The 16490-nt window shown below is 73.9% G+C and carries 15 protein-coding genes; 8 read left to right on the top strand and 7 right to left on the bottom strand.

Features of this window, described 5'->3' with window-relative positions:
- Positions 1 to 137 precede the first annotated feature (137 nt).
- The gene (locus GXP74_RS05245) at positions 138 to 794 is read left to right on the top strand and encodes a hypothetical protein (protein WP_182450244.1); all 657 of its coding nucleotides are present in this window, start codon (positions 138 to 140) and stop codon (positions 792 to 794) included.
- Between the two features lie 148 nt (positions 795 to 942).
- Here GXP74_RS05245 and dapC read toward each other — a convergent pair whose 3' ends face one another.
- Positions 943 to 2058 carry a succinyldiaminopimelate transaminase gene (dapC, locus tag GXP74_RS05240; protein WP_225448560.1) on the bottom strand — a complete coding sequence of 372 codons (1116 nt, stop codon included), beginning with the start codon at positions 2056 to 2058 and terminating at the stop codon, positions 943 to 945.
- Between the two features lie 40 nt (positions 2059 to 2098).
- A complete protein-coding gene (fdxA, locus tag GXP74_RS05235) occupies positions 2099 to 2419 on the bottom strand; it encodes a ferredoxin (RefSeq protein ID WP_182450243.1) in 321 nt (106 codons plus the stop codon).
- Between the two features lie 112 nt (positions 2420 to 2531).
- On the opposite strand from fdxA, the gene GXP74_RS05230 reads away from it, so the two are divergent.
- The 3 genes from GXP74_RS05230 to GXP74_RS05220 all read left to right on the top strand — a co-directional run bounded on the left by GXP74_RS05230 (position 2532) and on the right by GXP74_RS05220 (position 6093).
- Positions 2532 to 3554 carry a GNAT family N-acetyltransferase gene (locus GXP74_RS05230; RefSeq protein WP_182450242.1) on the top strand — a complete coding sequence of 341 codons (1023 nt, stop codon included), beginning with the start codon at positions 2532 to 2534 and terminating at the stop codon, positions 3552 to 3554.
- 73 nt (positions 3555 to 3627) lie between these two features.
- Positions 3628 to 4524 (top strand): transglutaminase-like domain-containing protein, encoded by an 897-nt coding sequence (locus GXP74_RS05225; protein ID WP_182450241.1) that lies wholly within the window; start codon positions 3628 to 3630, stop codon positions 4522 to 4524.
- Between the two features lie 99 nt (positions 4525 to 4623).
- A complete protein-coding gene (locus GXP74_RS05220; protein ID WP_182450240.1) occupies positions 4624 to 6093 on the top strand; it encodes a DUF2079 domain-containing protein in 1470 nt (489 codons plus the stop codon).
- On the opposite strand, the gene GXP74_RS05215 is transcribed toward GXP74_RS05220, so the two are convergent.
- From GXP74_RS05215 to GXP74_RS05200, 4 genes are read right to left on the bottom strand one after another with little or no spacing between them, the layout of a single operon-like run.
- On the bottom strand, positions 6090 to 6695 hold the full coding sequence (locus GXP74_RS05215; protein WP_182450239.1) for a response regulator transcription factor: 606 nt from the start codon (positions 6693 to 6695) through the stop codon (positions 6090 to 6092). The genes GXP74_RS05220 and GXP74_RS05215 overlap by 4 nt on opposite strands.
- Positions 6692 to 7918, bottom strand: coding sequence for a sensor histidine kinase (locus GXP74_RS05210; RefSeq protein WP_182450238.1), 1227 nt, complete (start codon positions 7916 to 7918; stop codon positions 6692 to 6694). Before GXP74_RS05210 ends, GXP74_RS05215 begins: the two co-directional genes overlap by 4 nt.
- Before the next feature lie 47 nt (positions 7919 to 7965).
- A complete protein-coding gene (locus GXP74_RS05205) occupies positions 7966 to 8688 on the bottom strand; it encodes an ABC transporter permease (protein WP_182450237.1) in 723 nt (240 codons plus the stop codon).
- Positions 8685 to 9683, bottom strand: coding sequence for an ABC transporter ATP-binding protein (locus tag GXP74_RS05200; protein ID WP_182450236.1), 999 nt, complete (start codon positions 9681 to 9683; stop codon positions 8685 to 8687). The genes GXP74_RS05205 and GXP74_RS05200 overlap by 4 nt, the downstream gene beginning before the upstream one ends.
- Before the next feature lie 224 nt (positions 9684 to 9907).
- Here GXP74_RS05200 and GXP74_RS05195 point away from each other — a divergent pair, with 224 nt between their 5' ends.
- Entirely contained in the window at positions 9908 to 12346 is a 2439-nt protein-coding gene (locus GXP74_RS05195) for a serine/threonine-protein kinase (RefSeq protein ID WP_182450235.1), read from the top strand.
- A 46-nt stretch (positions 12347 to 12392) separates the two neighbouring features.
- On the opposite strand, the gene GXP74_RS05190 is transcribed toward GXP74_RS05195, so the two are convergent.
- On the bottom strand, positions 12393 to 14519 hold the full coding sequence (locus GXP74_RS05190) for an alpha/beta fold hydrolase (protein ID WP_182450234.1): 2127 nt from the start codon (positions 14517 to 14519) through the stop codon (positions 12393 to 12395).
- A 291-nt stretch (positions 14520 to 14810) separates the two neighbouring features.
- Between GXP74_RS05190 and GXP74_RS05185 the strand changes: the two genes are divergently transcribed.
- The 3 genes from GXP74_RS05185 to GXP74_RS05175 are packed head-to-tail and all read left to right on the top strand — an operon-like array spanning position 14811 to position 16448.
- Positions 14811 to 15005 (top strand): hypothetical protein, encoded by a 195-nt coding sequence (locus tag GXP74_RS05185; RefSeq protein ID WP_182450233.1) that lies wholly within the window; start codon positions 14811 to 14813, stop codon positions 15003 to 15005.
- A 37-nt stretch (positions 15006 to 15042) separates the two neighbouring features.
- Entirely contained in the window at positions 15043 to 16005 is a 963-nt protein-coding gene (mshB, locus tag GXP74_RS05180) for an N-acetyl-1-D-myo-inositol-2-amino-2-deoxy-alpha-D-glucopyranoside deacetylase (protein ID WP_182450232.1), read from the top strand.
- Positions 16002 to 16448 carry a DUF6113 family protein gene (locus GXP74_RS05175; RefSeq protein ID WP_225447726.1) on the top strand — a complete coding sequence of 149 codons (447 nt, stop codon included), beginning with the start codon at positions 16002 to 16004 and terminating at the stop codon, positions 16446 to 16448. The genes mshB and GXP74_RS05175 overlap by 4 nt, the downstream gene beginning before the upstream one ends.
- The last annotated feature ends 42 nt before the right edge of the window (positions 16449 to 16490 follow it).

Here is a 16490-nt window from a genome sequence, read left to right as displayed (position 1 = left end):
CCGATATGTCCCGAAAAAGATTATGCGATGTTTAGGAACTCTTTACCTTTGCCGACCGCAACCTTCTGGCTCCTGGAGCGGTAATCAGCACGTCCGCCCGGCGGACGGTTCCTGTCCCCACCTCCACGAGGAGCACCATGTCTCTCCCCCTCTCGCGCCGGATCGTCCAGGCCGCGTTCGTCGTCGCCGCCGGTGCGGTCCCCGCCGTCCTGGCGGGATCGGCCTCGGCCGCGACGATGCTGCCGAACGTTCCGGACCTGGGCGGGCTCAGCCAGCCCGACAGCGGGAACCTGGGCGGCAACCTCCAGCACGCCACCCACGAGACCGGCAGGCTGGCCGGTGCGGGCGCGTCCACCACCGTCGCCGCGGCGGTACCGGCGGTGGCCGACGCCACCGGCGCCACCGCCGCCAAGGCGCTCCCGGCCACCGACGGCGTGCTCGGCGGCACCACCCGGGAGCTGGGCCAGACGGCCGGTAGCACCGGCAACACCGCCGGCGCCCTCGGCGGCGGGACCAACGCCCTCACCGGCACCCGCGCCATCCCGGCGCCGGGCAGCTTCGCGGCCCCGACCGGCCTCACCGTGCCCGCCGCCCCGGTCGGGCCCGGCAACCCGCTGTCCGCGCTGCCGCTGGACAGCACCCTGCCGCTGAACTCGGTCAGCGGGCTGAGCGGCGCCGCGCAGGGCCCCGCCCAGCGGCTCGGCGGGCTGCCCGGCCTCGGCGACACCTCCGGCCTGGGCAACAGCCTGTCCGGCATGGGCGGCCTCACCCACGGCCTGCCCGTCAGCCTGTAACCACCGGCCCGTCACACCGGCCCGTGACACCGGCCCGTCACACCGGCCGGTGACCACCGGCCGGACACCGGTAGCGGACGTGGGTGGGGCCGGGAGCGTGTCGCCCCCGGCCCCACCCACGTCCGTCGTACGCCCGGTCGGCCGACCGTCAGGCCAGCCGCCGCACGGCGGCCCGTACCCGCTCGTCGGTCGCGGTGAAGGCGACCCGGACGTAGTTCCGCCCGGCCTCGCCGTAGAACTCGCCCGGGGCCACCAGTACGCCGTGCTTGGCGAGTTCGGCCACGGTGTCCCAGCAGGGCTCGTCCCGGGTCGCCCACAGGTAGAGGCTGGCCTCCGAGTGCTCGATCCGGAACCCGCAGGACTCCAGCGCGCCGCGCAGCGCCTCACGCCGGGCGGCGTAGCGAGAGCGCTGCTCCGCGACGTGAGCGGTGTCCGCGAGCGCGGCCACCGTGGCGGCCTGCACCGGTGCGGGCACTATCAGGCCGCTGTGCTTGCGGACCTCCAGCAGCTCGCCCAGCACCGCCGGGTCCCCGACCAGGAAGGCCGAGCGGTAGCCCGCCAGGTTGGAGCGCTTGGACAGCGAGTGCACCGCCACCAGGCCGGTGGTGTCGCCGCCGGAGACGTCCGGGTGCAGCACCGAGACCGGTTCGGTCTCCCAGCCCAGCTCCAGGTAGCACTCGTCGCTGACCACGAGCACTCCGTGCGCCCGCGCCCAGTCCACGGCGCGCCGCAGCTCGGCGACGCCCAGCACCCGGCCGGTCGGGTTGGACGGCGAGTTCAGCCAGAGCAGCTTCAGCCCGGCCGGGTCCAGCTCCCACGGGTCCTGGTAGACCACGTGGTCCGCCCGGGCCAGCCGCGCGCCGACCTCGTAGGTCGGATACGCCAGCCGCGGGTAGGCCACCCGGTCGCCCGGACCCAGGCCCAGCTGCGTCGGCAGCGAGGCGACCAGTTCCTTGGAGCCGACCAGCGGCAGCACGTGCCGGTGGGTCAGCCCGGTGGCGCCGAGCCGTCGCTCGGCCCAGCCGACCAGGGCGTCGCGCAGCGCCGGGGTACCCCACACCGTGGGATAGCCGGGGCTGTCGGCGGCAGCGGCCAGCGCCTCCTGGACGGCCCGCGGCACCGGGTCGACCGGCGTGCCGACGGACAGGTCCACGATCCCGTCGGGGTGCCCGAGGGCGGTGGCCTTGTACGGTTCCAGCCGGTCCCAGGGGAACACCGGCAGTCGTTCCGAAACGCGGCGCGCCGCCCCTCCGGGGAGGGGCAGCGCGGCAGTGCGGTGGTACGTGTCGCTCACAGTGGCGCAATCAGTGGTTCTGCGGCGGAAGGGCCGCGATCAGCGGGTGGTCCTTCTCGATCACGCCGAGCTTGGAGGCGCCGCCGGGCGAGCCCAGGTCGTCGAAGAAGTCGACGTTCGCCCGGTAGTAGTCCTTCCACTCCTCCGGCGTGTCATCCTCGTAGAAGATGGCCTCAACCGGACAGACCGGCTCACACGCACCACAGTCGACACACTCGTCGGGGTGGATGTACAAGGACCGCTGGCCCTCGTAGATGCAGTCGACAGGGCATTCCTCGATGCACGCCTTGTCCTTGACGTCGACACAAGGCTGCGCGATGACGTAGGTCACGCTGACGTTCCTCCTCGTAGGGGCTGGCATTCGCGCAGGGAAGCGCGGCGTCGTCGATGCCCGCCTCTAGTATCGCCGTTCTATGGCGGCGAATGCACTGGAGGTGGCGGTTATGGCGGACAACACTATCGGACGTGGACGAGCAGAGGTCCAGATCACCCCAGCTGACCTGGGAAGACGTGTCTCCGTACGGCGAGTCTCGGAGGTCCGCGACGGCCGTCCGGTGTTCAGCGATGTGGTCGGCGTGCTCACATCGTGGGACAAAGGGGTACTCACGGTACTGGGACGGGACGCCGAACCCCGGCAGATCGCCGAGGAGTCGCTGGTCGCGGCCAAGGCGGTACCCCCGGCTCCGGTTCGCCGGGGCGAGCGCGCGGTGGCCGCGCACCTGGCCGTGGGCAGCGCCGAGTTGCAGCGGATCGCCGGGCGCGGCTGGCCCGGCACCGAGACCGCCGCCCTCGGCGGCTGGGTCCTGCGGGCCGCGAAGGGCTTCACCAACCGGGCCAACTCGGTGCTGCCCGCAAGCGATCCGGGCCTGCCGCTGGACCAGGCGCTGGAGCGGGTCCGCGACTGGTACGGCGGTTTCGGCCTGCCCGCCGTGGTGCAGACCGACCTGGAGGACCCGCTGGACGCCGCGCTCGCCGAACGCGGCTGGGCCCCGAGTGCCTCCGCGCTGTTCCAGACCGCGCCGCTGGCACCGCTGGTGGACGACCGGGCGGCAGCGGCGGCCGGGGTGCTGCTCAGCCGCGAGCCCGGCCCGGGCTGGCTGGCCCGCTACCGCCGGGTGCGGCACCCCGATCTCGCCCCGACCGCGCTGGCGGTGCTCACCGGCGGCCCCTCGGTCTGGTTCGCCACGGTGCCGGGCGCGCCGGGCGAGGCCCCGGCGGCGATCGGCCGCTGCGCCGTGGACGGCCGCTGGGTCGGGCTGGCCGCGCTGGAGGTCGCCCCGGACCAGCGGCGGCGCGGCCTGGCCACCGCCGTCACCGCCGCGCTCGCCCGCGCCGCCGCCGACGAGGGCGCCGACCTGGCGTACCTCCAGGTCGAGCCGGAGAACGAGAACGCGATCCGGCTCTACGACCGACTGGGCTTCCGGACCCACCACCGCTACCACTACCGGCGCCGGCCGGAGGCGTAGCGCACCCGCCGCTCGGCTGCGTCGACGGCTGATGCGGCCTCAGCGGGGCCCGGGACGCATAGAATCCCCCGCGATGACCGAGCAGAGCAGGAAGCGGTTCGCCGCCGAGGCGAGGGCCGAGCGGCCCGACCCGGTGCTGCTGTGCCTGCTCATGGGTTTCGAGGCGGACCTCGGCGCCGCGAGCGCCGACAGCGGCCCGGACAGCGGACCGGACAGCGGCCCCGGCGGCGGCCTGGAGGCGGCGATCGCGCCCAGCCTGGAGACCCTCGGCAAGCTGGCCGGACGCGCCGCCGCCGAGCTGGCGGCAGCCGGGGGCGGACCGGTGCCGCCCGCCCGGGCGGCCGGGCTGCTGGCGGGCGCGCTGGCGGGCGCGGCCGACCTGCGCGGCGGCCCGAGCGCCTACCGGCGGCTGGAGTCCTCGCTGCTGCACCAGGTGCTGCGGACCGGCCGGGGCCTGCCGATCATGCTCTCGCTGGTCTGGATCCACGTCGGCCAAAGCCTGGGCCTGCCGGTCTACGGGGTGGCCCTGCCCGGCCACTTCGTGGTCGGCGTCGGCGACCCGGACGGCGAGTACGTGCTGGCGGACCCGTTCCGGGGCGGGCAGCCGCTGACCCACCGGGACGCCGAGGCGATCGTCGCCGAGGCCGGCTACCCGCTGGACCCGGAGATGCTGCGCCCGGCCGAGCCGGTGGACATCGTGCTGCGGGTCCTCGGCAACATCCGCAGCTGGGCCACCGCCCGCCCGGAGCACGCCCGCACCCAGCTGTGGGCGACCGAGCTGTCGCTGCTGCTCCCCCGGCACCCGGCGCAGCTGCGCCTGGAGCGCGGCGAACTGCTGGTGCGCACCGGGCACTTCGTCGAGGGGGCGGTGGAGATGGAGTCCTACGCGCGGATCCTGGACGCCTTCGATCCGGAGTCGGCGGCCCGGGTCCGGCTGGACGCCAAGGCCGCCCGGCACCGGCTGAACTGACCGCCGGGTCCGTACCTGCCCGAACCTGGATCGAACTGGCCTGCTAGCGTCCGGTGCGCTTCTGTGCCCAGAACGAGATCCGAAGGCGGCCTCCCGGAGATGAGCCGGTCCCTGACCCAGCCCGTGTCCGTCGCCCCACCCCGGCCGGACGCCGTCGGCGGCTGGTGGCAGCGAACCTGGGTGCGGCCCAGGGTCCAGGCCTGGGTGCTGGCCGGGGTGTTCTTCGCGGCGTACTGCGCGATCTCCGTCCGGCGGCATCAGCGCTTCCAGTCCACCGGCTACGACCTGGGGATATTCGAGCAGGCGATCCGCGCCTACGCCCACGGCCGGCTCCCGGTCACCCCCCTCAAGGGGCCCGGGTTCGACCTGCTGGGGGACCACTTCCACCCGCTGCTGGTGATCTTCGCGCCGTTCTACCGGCTGTTCCCGACGCCGCTGACGCTGCTGGTCGGCCAGGCGGCGGTGACCGCGGTGGCGGTGGTACCGCTGGTGCTGTGGGCGCACCGGGTGCGCGGGCCGAGGGCGTCCGCCTGGGTGGGGCTGAGCTTCGGCGCCTCCTGGGGCCTGGCCGAGATGATCCACTTCGACTTCCACGAGGTCTGCCTGGCGGTGCCGCTGCTGGCGTTCGCGCTGGCGGCGGCCGGGGAGCGGCGCTGGCGGGCGGCGGCGCTGTGGGGGCTGCCGCTGCTGCTGGTGAAGGAGGACCTGGGGCTGACCCTGGCGATGCTCGGCGGGTACATCGCCTGGCGCGGGCCGCGCCGCCTGGGCTGGTCGCTGGCGGCGGCCGGGGTGCTCGGCAGCGCGCTGGAGGTGCTGGTGATCCTGCCCTCGGTGAACGCCAACGGCAGCTTCGACTACTGGAACGAGATATCCAGCGGCGGCACGGTGGCCGTGCCCGGGCACCACCTGTCGCTGCTGGCGACCGGGCTGCACTTCTTCTGGCCGCCGGTGAAGTACTGGACGGTGCTGATGCTGCTGGCGCCGACCGGGTTCCTGGCGCTGCGCTCGCCGCTGGCGCTGCTGCTGCTGCCGACCCTGGGCTGGCGCTTCGTCTCCGCCAACGCCAGCTACTACGGCACCTCGGAGCACTACAGCGCGGTGCTGATGCCGATCGTGTTCGCCGCCGCGATCGAGGCGATGGACCGGGACGGCGCGCTGCTCGGCGCCCGCGGGCTGCGGCGGCGCTGCGGGCTCGGCCTGGCGGTCACCCTCGGCACGCTGCCGCTGCACCCGCTGGTGGAGCTGGTCGAGCCGGGTACCTGGACCACCCCGGCGCACGTGCGGATCGCGGCCCGGATCATGGCGCTGATACCCGACGGCGCCACCGTCGAGGCCACCAACCGGCTCGCGCCGCAGCTGACCGACCGGGCCACGGTCACCCTGATCTGCCAGCAGACCCCGCCGCCGCCGAAGCCCCCGCAGTGGGTGCTGTTCGACGCCACCGACCCGACCAAGTTCCCCTGCCCGATGCCGCGGATCGCCGCCGAGGTGGCCGCCGACCAGGGCTCCGGCCAGTACCGGCTGGTGACCCGGCAGGACGGGATCACCCTGCTGCGGCTGAACCCCTAGAGCCAGCCCTTCTCCCGGGCGATCCGGACCGCCTCGGCGCGGTTGCGGGCCCCGGTCTTCTGGATCGCCGCCGACAGGTAGTTGCGGACCGTCCCCTCGGACAGGCACAGCCGCTTGGCCACCTCGTGGTTGGCGCTGCCGTCCGCCGCCGCGGCGACCACCTCGCGCTCGCGCGAGGTCAGCGGGTTGGCCCCCTCGGCCAGGGCGGCGGCGGCCAGCATCGGGTCGATCACCCGCTCGCCGCGCAGCACCCGGCGTACCGCCTCGGCCAGCTCGGACGCGGGCGCGTCCTTGACCAGGAAGGCGTCGGCGCCCGCCTCCATGGCGCGGCGCAGGTAGCCGGGGCGGCCGAAGGTGGTGACGATCACGATCTTGACGGCGGGACGCTCCCGGCGCAGCAGCGCGGCGGCCTCGATGCCGGTCAGCCCGGGCATCTCGATGTCCAGCACCGCCACCTCGACCTCGTGCGCGAGCGCCGCCGCGACCACCTGGTCGCCGCGCGACACCTGGGCGACCACCTCGATGTCGCCCTCAAGGCCGAGCAGCGCGGCCAGCGCCTCACGGACCATGCCCTGGTCCTCGGCGAGAAGAATTCTGATCACTGCTGCACGGTACCGGCCACCGGCTCGTCGGTCAGCGCCGAGCGCTGCGCCCGCAGCGGAACGGTGGCCCGGACCCGGAAGCCGCGCCCGCGCGGTCCCGGGCCGGTCTCCAGCGTGCCGTCGGCCAGCGCCAGCCGCTCGGAGAGCCCGGTCAGGCCGTTGCCCCGGCCGGGGTACTTGGTTCCGGATCCGTCGTCGAGGACCTCCAGCCGCAGCGTGCGCGTGCCCTCCTCGGTCATGAACTCGGCCAGCCGGACCTGGCAGAGCTTGGCGCCGCTGTGCCGGACGATGTTGGTCGCGGCCTCGCGCAGCGCCCAGCCGAGCGCCCCCTCCTCCTCCGGGCCGAGGCCCGGGTGGCCCTCGCCGACGGACTCGTCGGCGTCGACCACGACGTCGGCGGCGCTGAGCGCGGTGCGCACCGCCGCCAGCTCCACCGCCAGCTTCGGCCGCCGGTAGCCGCCGATCGCCTCGCGGACGTCGACCAGCGACTGGCGGCTGACCCGCTCGATGTCGGCGACCTGCGCCCGGGCCTCCTCGTAGCGCTCCTGGTCCAGGAACCGGGCGGTCAGCTCGGTCTTCAGGGTGATCAGCGAGAGCGAGTGGCCGAGCAGGTCGTGCAGGTCGCGGGCCATCCGCAGCCGCTCGGAGGAGGCGGACAGGGCGGCCACCGCCGCGCGGGCCTCGCGCAGCTCCCACATGGTGTGGATCATCCGGTGCAGACCGGACATCGCCGCCCCGCCGAGGAAGGCGCTGAGGGCGGCGGTGACGGTGGCCGAGGCGTTGGGGTTCGGGCAGGTGAAGCCGACCACGACCAGGTAGCCGGTGACCACGGCCACCCCCGGCACCGAGTACCTCTCCGGCAGGCTGCCGGCGGCGGCGATGGCGGTGTAGCTGAGCAGGGTCAGCCAGGGACTGCCCAGCAGGTAGCAGGCGGCGGTGGCCACGGAGGCCATCGCCAGCAGCACCACCAGGTCGGACGCGCACCAGGCCCGGAGCGTGCCGCGGACCTGGCGGCGCACCACCACCGCGCCGTAGCTGCCGATGAAGGCGGCCAGCATGACCCAGCCGGCGATCCGCTCGGCGGCGCTGTGCGTGCCGTCGACCAGGTCGCCGACCGGGTAGGCGAGGTAGAGCATCCACAGCGACACCCAGCAGAGCTTCACCATCTTCTGGCGCCGGTTCTCGGCCGGCTGGCCGATCCGCACAGCTCCGATGTCGCGCATTCCGGTCCTCCTGCTCCGCTGCCGCTGGGTGTGCCGTACCGGGGGGGTCAGGCCTCGCGGCGGTCCCGCTGGTACAGGAAGGCCGCGAGGCCGATGAAGGCCACGGCGTAGCCGAGCACCGCGGCGAGGGTGCCGACACCGACCGAGGACCCAGTCTGCGCCACCCGGCCGAGTTCGTTGTAGAGCGCCATCGGGGTCCACTTGGCGAAGGAGCCGAAGCTGCCGCCGATCTGGCCGTAGGTGCCGCCGAGGATCAGCATCACGGTGTAGACGATCATGATGATCGGCTGGATCGAGTCCGGGGCGGCGGAGTAGCCGAGGGCCACGCCGAGCCCCGCGAAGACGAAGCCGCCCAGCCACAGGGTCAGCCCGAGCAGCAGCCACTCGCTCACGGAGAGCCGCACGCCCTGGCCGTAGGCGAGGGCGAAGACCACCAGGATCGCGGGCAGGGTGGAGGCGGCGGTGGAGGCGATCTTGGCGACCACGTAGCCGTAGCCGGGCAGCGCGGTCAGCCGCAGCTGGCGGGCCCAGCCGCTCTTGCGCTCCAGCGCGATCCGGTTGGCGTTGGTGGTCATCGAGGCGGAGACGGTGCCCAGGGTCGCCATGGCGACCATGAAGTACTCCTTGACCGACACCCCGTCCAGCGAGCCGGCCTTGCCGTAGGCGCCGACCATCACGCTGTAGAGGACGACCGGGAGGACGAGCGTGAAGACCAGGTAGCGGCGGTTGCGGAGGACCCGCAGGACCTCCAGCTTGATCAGCGTGATCATCGTGCGTTCCCCTTGTCGAACGTGGCGTGCGCGGCGGACTCGTCGGCGGCGTCCTGCTCACCGGTGATGGCGATGAAGGCCTGCTCCAGGCCCACCCCGGCGACCTCAAGGCCGCGCGGGTAGAAACCGGCCCGGTAGATCGCGGCGACGGTCGCGTCGGCGTCGTCGCTGCTGATCCGGACGGTGTGGCCGCTGACGTCCAGCGCGGAGAGCGCCGGGAGGGACCTCAGCAGCGACAGGTCCGCGCCGTCCTCCGGGTGGACGTCGAAGGAGATCTTGCGCAGCCCGGCCCGGGCCTTGATCTCCGCCGCCGTGCCGTCGGCGATCAGCCGACCGTTGTGCATGACCAGCACCCGGTCGGCGATGGAGTCCGCCTCCTCCAGGTAGTGGGTGGCGAACAGGACGGTGCGGCCCGCGTCGGCCTGGGCCCGCATCACCGCCCAGAAGGCCTGCCGGGCCTTGACGTCCATGCCGGTGGTGGGCTCGTCCAGGACGATCAGGTCGCTGTCCCCGGCGGTGGCGATGGCGAAGCGGACCCGCTGCTCCTGGCCGCCGGAGAGCTTGTCGACCATGCGGTCGGCGATCTCGGTGATCCCGGCGGTCTCCAGCACCTGGTCGACCTGGTAGCCGCGCGGGTGGACCTTGCAGGCGAGGTCGACCAGCTCGCGGACCTTGACGTCCGGCATCAGGCCGCCGCTCTGCAGCATCACGCCGACCCGGCCGTTCACGATGGCCTGGCGCGGGGTCCCGCCGAACAGGGTGATGCTGCCTGACGAGGGGTCACGCAGGCCCAGCAGCATGTCGATGCTGGTGGACTTGCCCGCCCCGTTGCGGCCGAGGAAGGCCACGGTCTCCCCCGGGTGCAGGGTCAGGCTGATGTCGTTGACCGCCTTCACCGCCCCGAAGTGCTTGCTGACGTTGCGGAAGGCCGCCACTTCCCCGGAGCCCGGGCCCGTTCGACCCGCCCCCGTGCGCTGCTCTACGGACGTGCTCATCGCTTCCTCTGCTTCCTCGACCTGATCCCGTCGTGCTGACGGTGTCCACAGTGCCGGAAGGCCGGGTGGCGGCGGCAGTGCCGGCGCTCCTGCACCCGGCATGACGGATGTCATGGCGGGCCGTATCACAGGCTGATACCTGTGGGGCTGGTGGTGCCCATCATTCCTTCTGGGTGGACTAACCTCAGCGCGTCCGCACCACTTTCCGATGGGGGAACAGAACCATGGAACCGCTCGAAGCCGACGATCCACGCCAGGCTGGTCCGTACACGCTGCTCGGGCGGCTGGGCGCGGGCGGAATGGGAGCGGTGTACCTGGGACGCTCGGCCGGTGGCCGGACGGTGGCGGTCAAGCTCGTCAGGCGCGAGTTCGCCGCCGACGAGGACTTCCGTGCCCGCTTCCGCCGCGAGGTGGAGGCCGCCCGCGCCGTCTCCGGCGCGTTCACCGCCTCGGTCGTGGACGCCGACACCGAGGCCGCCATGCCCTGGCTGGCCACCACCTTCGTCCCCGGCGTCCCGCTCAGCGCGGCGGTGCGCAAGCACGGCGGCTTCGGCGAGCCGGTGCTGCGCGCGCTCGGCGTCGGCCTGGCCGAGGCGCTGCAGGAGATCCACCGCGCCGGAGTGATCCACCGCGACCTCAAGCCCGCGAACGTGATGCTGGCCGCGGACGGCCCGCACGTCATCGACTTCGGCATCAGCCGGGCGGTCGAGGGCACCGCGCTGACCTCCACCGGCTTCGTGGTCGGCTCCCCCGGCTTCCTCTCCCCCGAGCAGGCCATGGGCAACCAGGTGGTGCCCGCCACCGACGTCTTCGCGCTCGGCGCGACCCTGGCCTTCGCCGCCAACGGCAACGGCCCCTTCGGTGACGGTCCGACACCCGCCCTGCTGTACCGGGTGGTCAGCCAGGAGCCCGACCTGTCGGGGGTGCCCGAGTCGCTGCGTGACGCCGTCCGCGCCTGCCTGGCCAAGGACCCGGCGAACCGGCCGACCCCCGCGCAGCTGGTCTCCGCGCTCAGCGAGAACGCCCCGGCCTTCACCGGCGGCTGGCTGCCCCCGGCGGTCCTGGCCGACATCGCCGGGGCCAACTCGGTGCTGACCGGCGTGGCCGTGCCCCCGGTCCCGACCACCGCCCCGACCGCGCCGCCGCAGGGCTTCGGCCCGCCCACCCCGCCGCCGTTCGCGGCGCCGCAGTACCCGCCGCAGCAGGGCCAGCAGCAGGGCTACCCCCCGGCCACGCCGCCGTTCCCGCCCGCCTACCCGCCCGCCTACGGCCCGCAGCAGGGCCAGCCGGGACCGGTCCAGCAGCAGGGCCCGCAGCAGGGCCAGGGCGGCACGCCGACCCGGCCGCTGCCGCCGAAGGGCTCCGGGCTGAGCCGACGCGGCCTGATCGGTCTGATCGGCGGCGGCGTGGTGGTGCTCGGCGGCGCGGCCACCGCCATGGCGCTCAGCGGCGGCGGCAAGCCCCAGCCGGGCCCCAGCACCAGCCCCAGCGCCAGCGCCAGCGGCGGCGCGAGCCCCACCCCCAGCGGCACCCCCTCGGCCACCGCCGCCCCCAGCGTCAGCCCCACCGGCGGCGCCCCGGTGGCCCCGGCGAACGCCCCGGGCACGCTGGCCGGTCCGGCCGCCAAGCCGCTGTGGACGCAGGTGCTGAACGACACCGTGTACGACCTCGGCGTCAGCAACGGCACCGTGGTCGCCGTCTGCACCAACTCCACCAAGGGCCTGAAGACCAGCGACGGCAGCTCCCGGTGGCCCGGCTCCGCCGACGTCCAGAGCGGCACCATCTCCACCATCCCGCTGCTCGTCGGCGACACCGGCTACCTGGTCGGGACCACCTCCCAGGGCACCACCGTGCTGCTGGTGGTGGACCTCGCCAGCGGCGCCACCAAGTGGTCGATCACCTTCCAGCAGAACGGCTGGGAGCTCCAGGGCGCCTACGGCATCACCGGCAGCACCCTGCTGATCACCGCCAACACCACCCAGGGCGTCGGCGTCAACGGCCTGTGGGCGGTGGACATCAACACCCACCAGACCCTCTACACCAAGACCGGCTCGTACATCGGTTCGCTGCTGGTACCGGCCGGCGGCAGCACCGTGGTCAGCCTGAACGAGCAGAACGACAGCGGTGTCGCCAGCGGCATCGACGTCGCCACCGGCGCCAGGACCTGGTCGGTCACCCCGAACAGCGCGACCTTCGACGGTCCCGGCGGCACCGACGGCTGCCTGGTCGGCAGCGTCTTCTACACCGGCGGCAACGAGGTGAACGCCTACGACGTCGCCAGCGGCCGACCGGCCTGGCAGGCCGTCACCTACGACCCGGACAACCTGGGCTACTACGCGCCCAGCACCGACGGCCAGGGCCGCGCCTTCGTCTGCGGCGACAACACCCTGTACTGCTTCAACCCCGCCAACGGCGACAAGCTGTGGCAGACCGCCGCCGCCAACGGGTTCTCCATCGGCGGCGGGGTGGTGGCCGCCAACGGCATGGTCTACGTGGTCGACGAGAAGGGCGTGCTGTACGCGGTGAACGCGGCCACCGGCGCCTGCAACTGGTCCTACAGCAACCCGGCCGCGGCCAACAACCAGAACCTGTCGCTGGTGGCGGACGGCTCCGGCGTCTACTTCGCGATCGGCACCCAGCTGATCGCGCTGCCGACGCACTGAACCGGGGTGCGGCGGCGGGCGGTGGACCCCGCCCGCCGCCGCACCGTCAGCCCAGGCCCAGCGACCGCCGCAGGAAGTCCACCTGGAGCAGCAGCAGGTTCTCCGCGACCTCCTCCTGCGGAGTCATGTGGGTGACCCCGGACAGCGGCAGCACCTCGTGCGGGCGGCCCGCCGCCAGCAGCGCCGAGGACAGCCGCAGGCTGTGCGCGACCACCACGTTGTCGTCCGCCAGGCCGTGGATCAGTTGCAGCGGGCGGCTCAGCTTGGCCGCGTCGGCGGTCAGCGAGTTCGCCGCGTAGACCTCCGGACGTACCGCCGGGTCGCCCAGGTAGCGCTCCGTGTAGTGGGTGTCGTACAGCTCCCACTCGGTGACCGGGGCCCCGGCGACCGCCGCGTGGAAGACGTCCGGGCGGCGCAGCACGGCCAGCGCGGCCAGGTAGCCGCCGTAGGACCAGCCGCGGATGGCGACCCGCTCCAGGTCCAGCGGGAACTCCTCGGCCAGTGCCCGCAGCGCCTCGACCTGGTCGTCGAGGGTGACCCCGGCGAAGTCGAAGGCGATCGACTTCTCCCAGGCCGGGCTGCGCCCCGGGGTGCCCCGGCCGTCCGCGACCACCACCGCGAAGCCCTGGTCGGCGAACCACTGGGAGGTCAGGTGCGGGTTCTGCGCCGCCAGCACCACCTGGCCGTGCGGACCGCCGTACGGGCTCATCAGCACCGGCAGCAGGCCGTCCCGCGCCCGGTCGTAGCCGGTGGGCAGCAGCACCGCCGCGGGGATCCGGCCGCGCCCGGCCGAGGTCAGCACCGGCCGGGCGGTGATCACCGGGGCCTGCGCCAGGGAGGCGATCCGGGCCACCTCCCGGCCGTCGCGCAGCACCACGACCCGGGACCCCGAGTGCCGCAGGGAGGCGGACACCAGCACGGTGACCGCCCCGGCGCGCACGCCGGAGTGGTAGCCGGGCTCGGCGGTGACCCGGGTGACGCCCTCGTCGGACACCCGGTACAGGTGCACCTCGCCGATCTCCGGATCGGCCGCCGCCTCCCCGGCCGAGGCCGCGACCAGCACGTCCTCCGCGCCGATGTCCAGCACCGAGCGGACGTGCAGCGCGGCCGAGGTGAGCACCCGGGTGCCGACGACCAGGCTGCGCACCCCGGCCTCGTCGGAGATCCGCACCAGCCGCCCGCCGCCGGGGGTCCAGGCGGGGACCCCGCCGAAGAGGTCCAGCCAGACCGCGTCCTCCTCGGCGTGCAGCGGGGTGGTCACCCCGTTCGCCGGGTTCACCATCAGGAACAGCTGGCTGCGCTGGTCCCGGGCCTGCACCAGCAGCACCGGGGGGCCGCCGGCCGACCAGTGGGCGCGGGCCACGTAGGGGTACGCCGCCCGGTCCCAGGCGACCTCGACCCGGCTGCCGTCCAGGCCCAGCACGGCCAGGGTGACCTCGGCGTTCGGGCTGCCGGCCCGCGGGTAGGCGACCTCGGCGGCCGGGCGCTCCGGGTTGGCCGGGTCGGCGATCCACCAGCGCTGGACCGGGCTGTTGTCGACCCGGGCGGCGAGCAGCCGGTCCCCCTCCGGGGCCCACCAGTAGCCCCGGCTGCGGTCCATCTCCTCCTGCGCGATGAACTCCGCCTGGCCCCAGGTCACCTCGGGTCCGTCCGGCAGGCCGAGCACCCGGTCGCCGCCGCCGTCGGCGGAGATCACCCGCAGCTCGCCTCCGGTGGTGGCGTACGCGATGTGGCGGCCGTCCGGCGACGGGCGCGGGTCCAGCACCGGTCCGGTCGCGGGCAGCTCGCGGGCGGTGTCCTCGGCCAGCAGCCCGGCCGTGAACAGCCGCCCGGACAGCGCGAACGCCGCCAGCCGCACGTCACCGTCCGTGGCGTAGCCGACGACGCCGGAGGAGCTCTCCCGGCTGCGCTCGCGGCGGGCCCGCTCCTCGGCGGTCAGCTGCTCGCCGCCGCCGCCCAGCAGCGCCACCGGGTCGGCCGCGACTCGCTCGGATGGAGCACCTCCCTCGGGCAGATCGAGGACCTGGAGCAGGTTCGCCCGTTCGGCCCCACCGGCGGAGCGCAGGAAGACCACCCTGCGGCCGTCCGGTGAGACGGTGAACGAGCGGGGTGCGCCGAGCGTGAAGCGCTGCGTCCGCGAGTGCTGGCGGGGGAAGGAGATCTCCGTGGTCATCCTTCGACCCTAGTCCGGCCCCGGCCCCAGCTGGAAGATCCATTCGAAACGCTTCACAGGATCCGCTCGCCCGTTCAGCCACCGGCCAACTGTGACGCAGCGTGTCCAAACGGCCTCCTGCCGTGCGGGAAGGCGTGGGCATATGCATGATGACCAGGAGTGACTTCTCGGTCACTCGATGGGTATCGATCAATCGAGCCGTTCCGGCGCGGGGTCGAAACCAGCGCCCGATACCCGCCCCGCCCGTCGGTCGGCCGTCCCAGCCGTACCGCTGCTGAGAGGTGAGTCGAGATGATTCTGCCGATTTCCGCCGCAGTCCTGATGCTCGTCGTGGTGGTCCTACTGGTCCGGCGCTCCGGACTCAAGATGTGGCACGCCTTCGCCTGCACCCTGCTTGGCTTCTACCTGGCGTCCACCTCGATCGCCCCGTCCATCCACACCCTGACGACCAACGTCGCCGGGATGCTGTCGGGCATCAAGCTCTGAGGAGTCGGCCGTCAGTCCCGGCACGTACGCTGATGCCATGACTGCCCAGCCGCCCGAATCCCCCTCGGCCGCCCGCCGCCTGCTCCTCGTCCACGCCCACCCGGACGACGAGTCGATCGGCAACGGCGCCACCATGGCCCGCTACGCGGCGGAGGGGGACCACGTCACCCTCGTCACCTGCACCCTCGGTGAGGAGGGTGAAGTGATCGGTGCCGGGCTGGCGCATCTGGCCGCCGACCGGGAGGACTCCCTCGGCGCCTGGCGTATCGGTGAACTCGCGGCGGCCATGCGCGAGTTGGGTGTGACCGACCACCGCTTCCTGGGCGGCCCCGGGCGCTACCGGGACTCCGGGATGATGGGCGTGGAGAGCAACCGCCGTCCGGACTCCTTCTGGCGGGCCGACCTGGACGAGGCCGCCGCGCACCTGGTCGCCGTGGTCCGCGAGGTGCGCCCGCAGGTGCTGGTGACCTACGACCCCGACGGCGGCTACGGCCACCCGGACCACATCCAGGCGCACCGGGTCGCGATGCGGGCCCGCGAGCTGGCCGCCGACCCGGCGTTCCGGCCGGAGCTCGGCGAGGTCCACGCCATCGCCAAGGTCTACTGGAACTGCATGCCGCGCTCGGTGGTCGAGGCGGGCTTCGCGGCGCTGCGCGCGGCGGGCAAGGAGTCCCCCTTCCCGGGGATCGCCTCCGCCGAGGACGTCCCCGGCGTGGTCGACGACGACCAGGTCACCGCCGCCGTCGACGGCAGCGCCTTCGCCCGGAACAAGAGCGCCGCGATGCGGGCGCACGCCACCCAGATCGCGGTGGACGGCCCCTTCTTCGCGCTGTCGAACGACCTGGGCCAGCCGATGCCGGTCACCGAGTACTACCGGCTGGTGCACGGCGAGGCCGGGCCGCGCGGCGCCGACGGCTGGGAGGGCGACCTCTTCGCCGGGCTGGGCCCGGCCGACGGCGAGCCCGCCCCGGCGGCGCGGCAGCCGGAGGCGGCCCGATGAGGCACCCCGAGAACCGGCTCGGCCGGGCCGTGGTCCCCGCCCCGCGCTCCGCCTCCCCGCAGCCGCCCCGGGCCGAGTACCCGCTGGGCGCGCAGGCCCGGGGGGCGGCCTACCTGCTGCTGACCGTGCTGGGCGTGGCCGTCGGCGTGGCCGGGGTCTTCGTGCAGCCGCTGTGGTTCCCCGGCGGGCTGCTGCTGGCGCTGGCCGGGCTGGTCGCGCTCTGCTGCGGCGGCCGACTGCTCACCGGCACCCGGCCGGGGGCGGCGCTGCCCGCCGTCGGCTGGTTCGCGGTGCAGATGATCGCGCTGTCGCCGCGGCCCGAGGGCGACTTCCTGCTGGTCTCCGACGCGGGCAGCTACCTCTTCCTGCTCGGCGGGATGGTCCTGTCGGTGGTGACCGCCACGATGCGCTCGCTGCCGCGGATCCTGCAACCGAAGCGTTGAGCAGCTGATTCCGGGATGCGATCCGGGGCAGATGCAGGCCCA

The sequence above is a fragment of the Streptacidiphilus sp. P02-A3a genome, assembly GCF_014084105.1.
In the GTDB taxonomy this organism is placed as follows: Bacteria; Actinomycetota; Actinomycetes; order Streptomycetales; family Streptomycetaceae; genus Streptacidiphilus.
Note: the sequence above shows the minus strand (reverse complement) of the source record. Positions and strands in the feature narration are given on the sequence as shown.

Excerpts from the sequence above, each read along its gene's own strand:
- GXP74_RS05245 (WP_182450244.1), top strand. The coding sequence starts at position 138 with ATGTCTCTCCCCCTCTCGCGCCGGATCGTCCAGGCCGCGTTCGTCGTC.
- GXP74_RS05230 (WP_182450242.1), top strand. The coding sequence starts at position 2,532 with ATGGCGGACAACACTATCGGACGTGGACGAGCAGAGGTCCAGATCACC.
- GXP74_RS05225 (WP_182450241.1), top strand. The coding sequence starts at position 3,628 with ATGACCGAGCAGAGCAGGAAGCGGTTCGCCGCCGAGGCGAGGGCCGAG.
- GXP74_RS05220 (WP_182450240.1), top strand. The coding sequence starts at position 4,624 with ATGAGCCGGTCCCTGACCCAGCCCGTGTCCGTCGCCCCACCCCGGCCG.
- GXP74_RS05210 (WP_182450238.1), bottom strand. The coding sequence starts at position 7,918 with ATGCGCGACATCGGAGCTGTGCGGATCGGCCAGCCGGCCGAGAACCGG.
- GXP74_RS05205 (WP_182450237.1), bottom strand. The coding sequence starts at position 8,688 with ATGATCACGCTGATCAAGCTGGAGGTCCTGCGGGTCCTCCGCAACCGC.
- GXP74_RS05200 (WP_182450236.1), bottom strand. The coding sequence starts at position 9,683 with ATGAGCACGTCCGTAGAGCAGCGCACGGGGGCGGGTCGAACGGGCCCG.
- GXP74_RS05195 (WP_182450235.1), top strand. The coding sequence starts at position 9,908 with ATGGAACCGCTCGAAGCCGACGATCCACGCCAGGCTGGTCCGTACACG.
- GXP74_RS05190 (WP_182450234.1), bottom strand. The coding sequence starts at position 14,519 with ATGACCACGGAGATCTCCTTCCCCCGCCAGCACTCGCGGACGCAGCGC.
- GXP74_RS05185 (WP_182450233.1), top strand. The coding sequence starts at position 14,811 with ATGATTCTGCCGATTTCCGCCGCAGTCCTGATGCTCGTCGTGGTGGTC.
- mshB (WP_182450232.1), top strand. The coding sequence starts at position 15,043 with ATGACTGCCCAGCCGCCCGAATCCCCCTCGGCCGCCCGCCGCCTGCTC.
- GXP74_RS05175 (WP_225447726.1), top strand. The coding sequence starts at position 16,002 with ATGAGGCACCCCGAGAACCGGCTCGGCCGGGCCGTGGTCCCCGCCCCG.